This window comes from Pseudomonas sp. Sample_9 (genome assembly GCF_004307535.1).
GTDB classification, from domain to species: Bacteria; Pseudomonadota; Gammaproteobacteria; order Pseudomonadales; family Pseudomonadaceae; genus Aquipseudomonas; species Aquipseudomonas mercuritolerans.
This window is the reverse complement of record NZ_RAZO01000250.1, coordinates 1-6400: the sequence shown is the minus strand read 5'-3', so window position 1 is coordinate 6400 and position 6400 is coordinate 1. Positions and strand designations below refer to the sequence as shown.

Annotated in this window: 4 protein-coding genes; all 4 read left to right on the top strand. The window is 61.5% G+C overall.

Going from position 1 to position 6400, the window contains the following annotated elements:
* Positions 1 to 97 precede the first annotated feature (97 nt).
* Positions 98 to 1258 carry an efflux RND transporter periplasmic adaptor subunit gene (locus D6877_RS14275; RefSeq protein WP_130911213.1) on the top strand — a complete coding sequence of 387 codons (1161 nt, stop codon included), beginning with the start codon at positions 98 to 100 and terminating at the stop codon, positions 1256 to 1258.
* Entirely contained in the window at positions 1255 to 4368 is a 3114-nt protein-coding gene (locus tag D6877_RS14270; RefSeq protein ID WP_130911212.1) for a multidrug efflux RND transporter permease subunit, read from the top strand. Before D6877_RS14275 ends, D6877_RS14270 begins: the two co-directional genes overlap by 4 nt.
* Before the next feature lie 7 nt (positions 4369 to 4375).
* Positions 4376 to 5053, top strand: a complete 678-nt coding sequence (locus D6877_RS14265; protein WP_016773287.1) for a heavy metal response regulator transcription factor — start codon at positions 4376 to 4378, stop codon at positions 5051 to 5053.
* A partial coding sequence (locus D6877_RS14260; RefSeq protein WP_130911211.1) for a heavy metal sensor histidine kinase occupies positions 5043 to 6400 on the top strand: 1358 nt, incomplete at its 3' end. The genes D6877_RS14265 and D6877_RS14260, both read left to right, overlap by 11 nt.

Below are 6400 nucleotides of genomic sequence, written 5' to 3'. Positions count from 1 at the left end.
GAAACTGACAATCCTGACAGCCAGCCGTCACCCTGCCGACCGCCTGACCGGTTTATAACTGGTCAATCTGCCCAAACTCCAGACTTCGGCGCCGCGCATGTCCATCCAGAAAAACAAAATCCTGCTGGCCACTCTCCTCATTCTGCTGGCAGCCGCCGGCCTGTGGTTCGCGTTGAAACCGGCGCCGGCCAAACTGGCTACACCGACTGCCATCCCGGTGCGGGTGGTGACGGTCAGCGCCAAAGACGTGCCGCGTTACACCAGCGGCATCGGCTCGGTGCTGTCGCTGCACAGCGTGGTGGTGCGCCCGCAGATCGACGGGATCCTGACGAAGATCCTGGTCAAGGAAGGCCAACGGGTCAAAGCAGGCGACCTGCTCGCCACCATCGACGACCGCTCGATCCGCGCCAGCCTCGACCAGGCCCGGGCGCAGTTGGGCGAGAGTCAGGCGCAGTTGCAGGTCGCGCTGGTCAATCTCAAGCGCTACAAACTGCTCAGCGTCGACGACGGCGTATCGAAACAGACCTTCGACCAGCAACAGGCCTTGGTCAATCAGCTCAAAGCCACTGCGCAAGGCAATCAGGCCTCGATCGATGCGGCGCAGGTGCAACTGTCCTACACGCAGATTCGCTCCCCGGTCACCGGGCGCGTCGGTATTCGTACCGTCGATGAAGGCAACTTCCTGCGCATGACCGACACCCAAGGCCTGTTCACCGTCACGCAGATCGACCCGATCGCCGTCGAGTTCTCCCTGCCGCAGCAGATGCTGCCGACCCTGCAGAGCCTGATCAGCGATCCGCAACGCGCACCGGTCAAGGCGTACATCGGCGCCGATACTGATGGCGAAACCGGCAATCTGCTCGGCGAAGGTCAGCTGACCCTGATCGACAATCAGATCAACGCCAACACTGGCACCATCCGCGCCAAGGCCGAATTCGCCAATGCCAGCCAGAAGCTCTGGCCGGGTTTGCTGGTGACGGTAAAAATTCAGACGGCTGTGGATAAAGATGCGCTGGTGGTTCCGCCCACCGTCGTACAGCGTGGCCTCGAACAACACTTTGTTTACCGCGTGAAGGACGACAAGGTCGAGGCGGTGCCGGTGCAAATGGTTTATCAGGGCAGCGGCCAGGACATCATCAAAGGTGTCAACGCTGGTGACGTGCTGGTGACCGACGGCCAGTCGCGACTCAAACCTGGCTCGAGCGTGCAAGTCATGAGCGAGCCAGCGCAAGTGGTGCAGGCGGAGCCCAAGCCATGAACTCGCACAAGGGCATCTCGACCTGGTGCATCGATCACCCGGTGGCGACGATTTTGCTGACGTTCGCTTTGGTACTGGTCGGCGTAATTGCCTTCCCGCGCTTGCCGATTGCGCCACTGCCGGAAGCGGAGTTTCCTACGATCCAGGTCTCGGCACAGTTGCCCGGCGCCAGCCCCGACACCATGGCTTCCTCAGTGGCGACGCCGCTGGAGGTGCAATTCAGCGCCATCCCCGGCATGACCCAGATGACCTCCAGCAGCGCGCTGGGCTCAACTCTGCTGACCTTGCAGTTCACCCTCGACAAAAGCATCGACACCGCCGCCCAGGAAGTACAGGCGGCGATCAACACCGCCGCCGGCAAGTTGCCCAAAGACATGCCGACGCTGCCCACATGGAAGAAGGTCAACCCGGCCGACAGCCCGGTGCTGATCCTCAGTGTCAGCTCGACACAGATGCCCGGCACCGAGCTCAGCGACCTGGTGGAAACCCTTCTCTCGCGTCAGATCAGCCAGATCGACGGCGTCGGCCAGATCAACATCACCGGTCAGCAACGCCCGGCGATTCGCGTGCAGGCTTCGGCGGACAAACTCGCGGCGATTGGCCTGACCCTCGCCGATATCAGACTGGCGATCCAGCAGACCAGCCTTAATCTGGCTAAAGGTGCGCTGTACGGCGAATCAAGCATCTCCACGCTCTCGACCAACGATCAGTTGTTCCACCCCGATGACTACAGCCAGCTCATCGTTTCCTACAAGGACGGCGCCCCGGTTCACCTGCGCGATGTCGCCAAAGTCGTCAACGGTGCGGAAGATGCCTACGTGCAGGCCTGGGCCGGAGATCGCCCCGGTGTGAATCTGGTGATTTTCCGCCAGCCCGGCGCCAACATCGTTGAAACCGTCGACCGCATTCAAGCCGCCCTGCCCGGCCTCGAAGCGATGCTGCCGGCCTCGGTGCAGGTGAAAACCCTGATCGACCGCACGCAGACCATTCGCGCCTCGCTGCATGAAGTCGAGATCACCTTGCTGATCGCGATCCTGCTGGTGGTCGCGGTGATGGCGCTGTTCCTGCGCCAGTTGTCGGCGACGCTGATTGTTTCGGCGGTGCTCGGCGTCTCGCTGATCGCCAGTTTCGCCCTGATGTACATCCTTGGCTTCAGCCTGAACAACCTGACGCTGGTGGCGATCGTCGTCGCGGTCGGCTTCGTCGTGGACGATGCGATCGTGGTGGTGGAAAACATCCATCGCCATCTCGAGGCCGGCGATGACATGCGCGAGGCGGCGATCAAGGGGGCCGGCGAGATTGGCTTCACCGTCGTTTCGATCAGTTTCTCACTGGTGGCGGCGTTCATTCCGCTGCTGTTCATGGGCGGTGTGGTCGGGCGCCTTTTCAAGGAATTCGCTCTGACCGCGACTTCGACGATCATGATTTCCGTGGTGGTGTCGCTGACCCTGGCGCCAACCCTTGCCGCGCTGTTTATGCGTAAGCCGGTACATCACGCCAATGCCAAACCCGGCTTCAGCGAACGCTTGCTCGGCTGGTACGAAAAAGGCCTGCGTCGCGCTCTCGACCATCAGAAACTGATGATCGGCGTGTTCGGGCTTTCGCTGGCGTTGGCGATCGCCGGGTACATTTTCATTCCCAAGGGGTTCTTCCCGGTGCAGGACACCGGGTTCGTCCTCGGCACCACCGAAGCCGCTGCGGATATTTCCTACGGCGACATGGTGAAAAAACACTTGGCGATGGCCGAAATCGTCGCGGCCGATCCGGCGGTGCAGGCCTTCTCGCACTCCGTCGGGGTTTCCGGCAGCAACCAGACCATCGCCAACGGGCGCTTCTGGATCGCCCTGAAAAAACGTGGTGATCGCGATGTCAGCGCCAGCCAGTTCATCGACCGCATCCGCCCGCAACTGATGAAAGTGCCCGGCATCGTCCTGTATCTGCGCGCCGGGCAGGACATCAACCTCAGCTCCGGGCCGAGCCGTGCCCAGTATCAATATGTGCTGAAGAGCAATGACGGCGCGACCCTCGCCACCTGGACCCAGCGCCTGACCGAAAAACTGCGCAGCAGTCCGGCATTCCGCGACATATCCAATGACCTGCAACTGGGCGGCAGCATCACTCACATCAGCATCGACCGCAGCGCCGCCGCGCGTTTCGGCCTGACTGCAAGCGATGTCGACGAGGCGCTGTACGATGCATTCGGCCAACGGCAGATCAATGAATTCCAGACCCAGGTCAATCAGTACAACGTGATTCTGGAACTGGATACCAAACAACGCGGCAAGGCCGAAAGCCTCAACTATTTCTACCTGCGCTCGCCACTGAGCGGCGAGATGGTGCCGCTGTCGGCGCTGGCAAGGTTTGACGCGCCAACCATCGGCCCGCTGTCGATTGCCCATGACGGCATGTTCCCCGCCGCCAACATGTCATTCAACCTCGCCCCCGGCGTGGCATTGGGCGATGCGGTGATTCAGCTCAACCAGGCCAAGGCCGAGATCGGCATGCCCACCGCGATCAGCGGCAATTTTCAGGGTGCGGCGCAGGCGTTCCAGAGTTCGCTGGCCAGCCAGCCATGGCTGATTCTGGCGGCGCTGGTGGCGGTGTACATCATTCTCGGCGTGCTTTATGAAAGCTTCGTGCATCCGCTGACGATCATTTCGACCCTGCCGGCGGCAGGTCTGGGCGCGGTGATCATGCTGTGGATCTGCGGCCAGGACTTTTCGATCATGGCGTTGATCGGCCTGGTGCTGCTGATCGGCATCGTCAAAAAGAACGGCATCCTGATGATCGACTTCGCGCTCGAGGCGCAGCGCCAGCGCGGTCTGCCGCCGCAGGAGGCGATTTTCGAAGCGTGCATCACCCGGTTCCGGCCGATCATCATGACCACCCTCGCCGCCCTGCTCGGTGCGTTGCCGCTGATGCTCGGTTACGGCACCGGCGCCGAACTGCGCCAGCCGCTGGGGATTGCCGTAGTCGGCGGTTTGCTGGTCAGCCAGATGCTGACGCTGTTCACCACGCCGGTCATATACTTATGGCTCGAGCGGCTGTTTCACCGGCACTCACACCCACTAGCCCCAACGCCCGCAACGGCACTGGCGACCACAGACTGAGGCGGTCATGCGCGTTCTGATTATCGAAGACGAAGAAAAAACCGCGGACTATCTGCACCGTGGCCTGACCGAACAGGGCTACACCGTCGACCTTGCCCGCGACGGTGTCGAAGGCCTGCATCTGGCGCTGGAATGCGACTACGCCGTGATCGTCCTCGACGTCATGCTGCCGGGGCTCGATGGCTTCGGCGTACTGCGCGCATTACGTGCGCGCAAGCAGACCCCGGTGATCATGCTCACCGCCCGCGAGCGCGTCGAAGATCGGATCAAGGGCCTGCGCGACGGCGCCGACGATTACCTCGGCAAACCGTTTTCCTTTCTCGAACTGGTTGCCCGCCTGCAAGCCCTGACCCGCCGTAGCGGCGGCCACGAACCGGTGCAAGTGACCATCGCCGACCTGTGGATCGACCTGATCAGCCGCAAAGCCACCCGCGCCGGCACGCGCCTGGATCTGACCGCGAAAGAGTTTTCCCTGCTCAGCGTGCTCGCCCGTCGCCAGGGCGAAATCCTTTCGAAGACCGCTATCGCCGAAATGGTCTGGGACATCAATTTCGACAGTGACGCCAACGTCGTCGAAGTCGCGATCAAACGCCTGCGCGCCAAGCTCGACGGGCCGTTCAACGAAAAACTGCTGCACACCATTCGCGGTATGGGCTATGTGCTGGAGAGCCGTGGTGTCCAGTAACTCGATTGCATTGCGCCTCAGCGGCATGTTCACGCTGGTGGCGCTGGTGGTGTTTCTGTTGATTGGCGGCGCGCTGTATCAGCAGGTCGACAAAGGTCTGGGTTTGTTGCCCGAAGCCGAGCTGGATGCGCGTTACAGCGTGCTCGAATCCACCGTTGGCCGTTACGGCACGCCGGAGCATTGGGTGAAGATCAACAACAAGCTCAAACTGCTCGGTGAGGAAGACAAGCGCATCAGTTTCTGGATCAGCAGCGGTGATCCGCGCTACGAATACGGCAACCTTACGCCGCAGATTCGTGCCGCCATCAATGGCCCGTTGGGCATGCATGATCTGCAACTGCCCGATCAGCCCTACCCGCTGAAAGTGCTGGTCAGTCAGTTCCCCGCCAAGGATCAGCGCCCGCCGCTGCGTTTCATGATCGGCATCGACACCGAGACGCTGCATCAGACCCAGCATCACTTGCTCATCGCCCTGATCAGTCTGGCGATTGCCGGCGTGCTGCTGGCCTCGGCATTGGGCTATTGGGTCGCAAGAATCGGTCTGAAGCCGTTGATCAAACTATCGCAGGAAGCCCAGCGTCTGGCACCACCGCTGCGCGCCGGACGCTTGCGCCTGTCGCCGCTGCCGCCGGAACTGGAACAGTTTGTCGAGTCGTTCAACTCGACCCTGGAACGGGTCGAATTGGCCTATTCGCGGCTGGAATCGTTCAACGCCGACGTCGCCCATGAACTGCGTTCGCCGCTGACCAACCTGATCGGCCAGACCCAGGTCGCGCTGACTCGCGGGCGCTCCGCCGAACACTATTTCGAAGTGCTGCAATCCAATCTCGAAGAGCTGGAGCGGCTGCGTTCGATCATCAACGACATGCTGTTTCTGGCCAGTGCCGATCAGGGCAACAAGGCGACCAAACTGACCTCGACGTCACTGGCTGATGAGGTGGCGACGACGCTGGACTATCTGGATTTCATCCTTGAAGACGCGCAGGTTGAAGTGCAGGTCAGCGGCGATGCGCAAGTGCAGATCGAGGTCGCGCATCTGCGCCGGGCGCTGATCAATTTGCTCAGCAACGCGGTGCAGCACACCGAACCGGGTCAAGTGATCGAAGTGCGCATCGAAGTTGAAGAACATCAGGTGAGCATTGGCGTGGCCAATCCCGGGACGCCGATTGCCAGCGAGCATCTGCCGAGGTTGTTCGAACGGTTTTATCGGGTCGATGCCTCGCGCAGCAACAGCGGCAATAACCACGGGCTGGGGCTGGCCATCGTCAAGGCGATTGCGCTGATGCATGGCGGGGATGTGTTTGTGCGCAGTGACCGGGGCATGAACACCTTCGGCATTCACCTTCC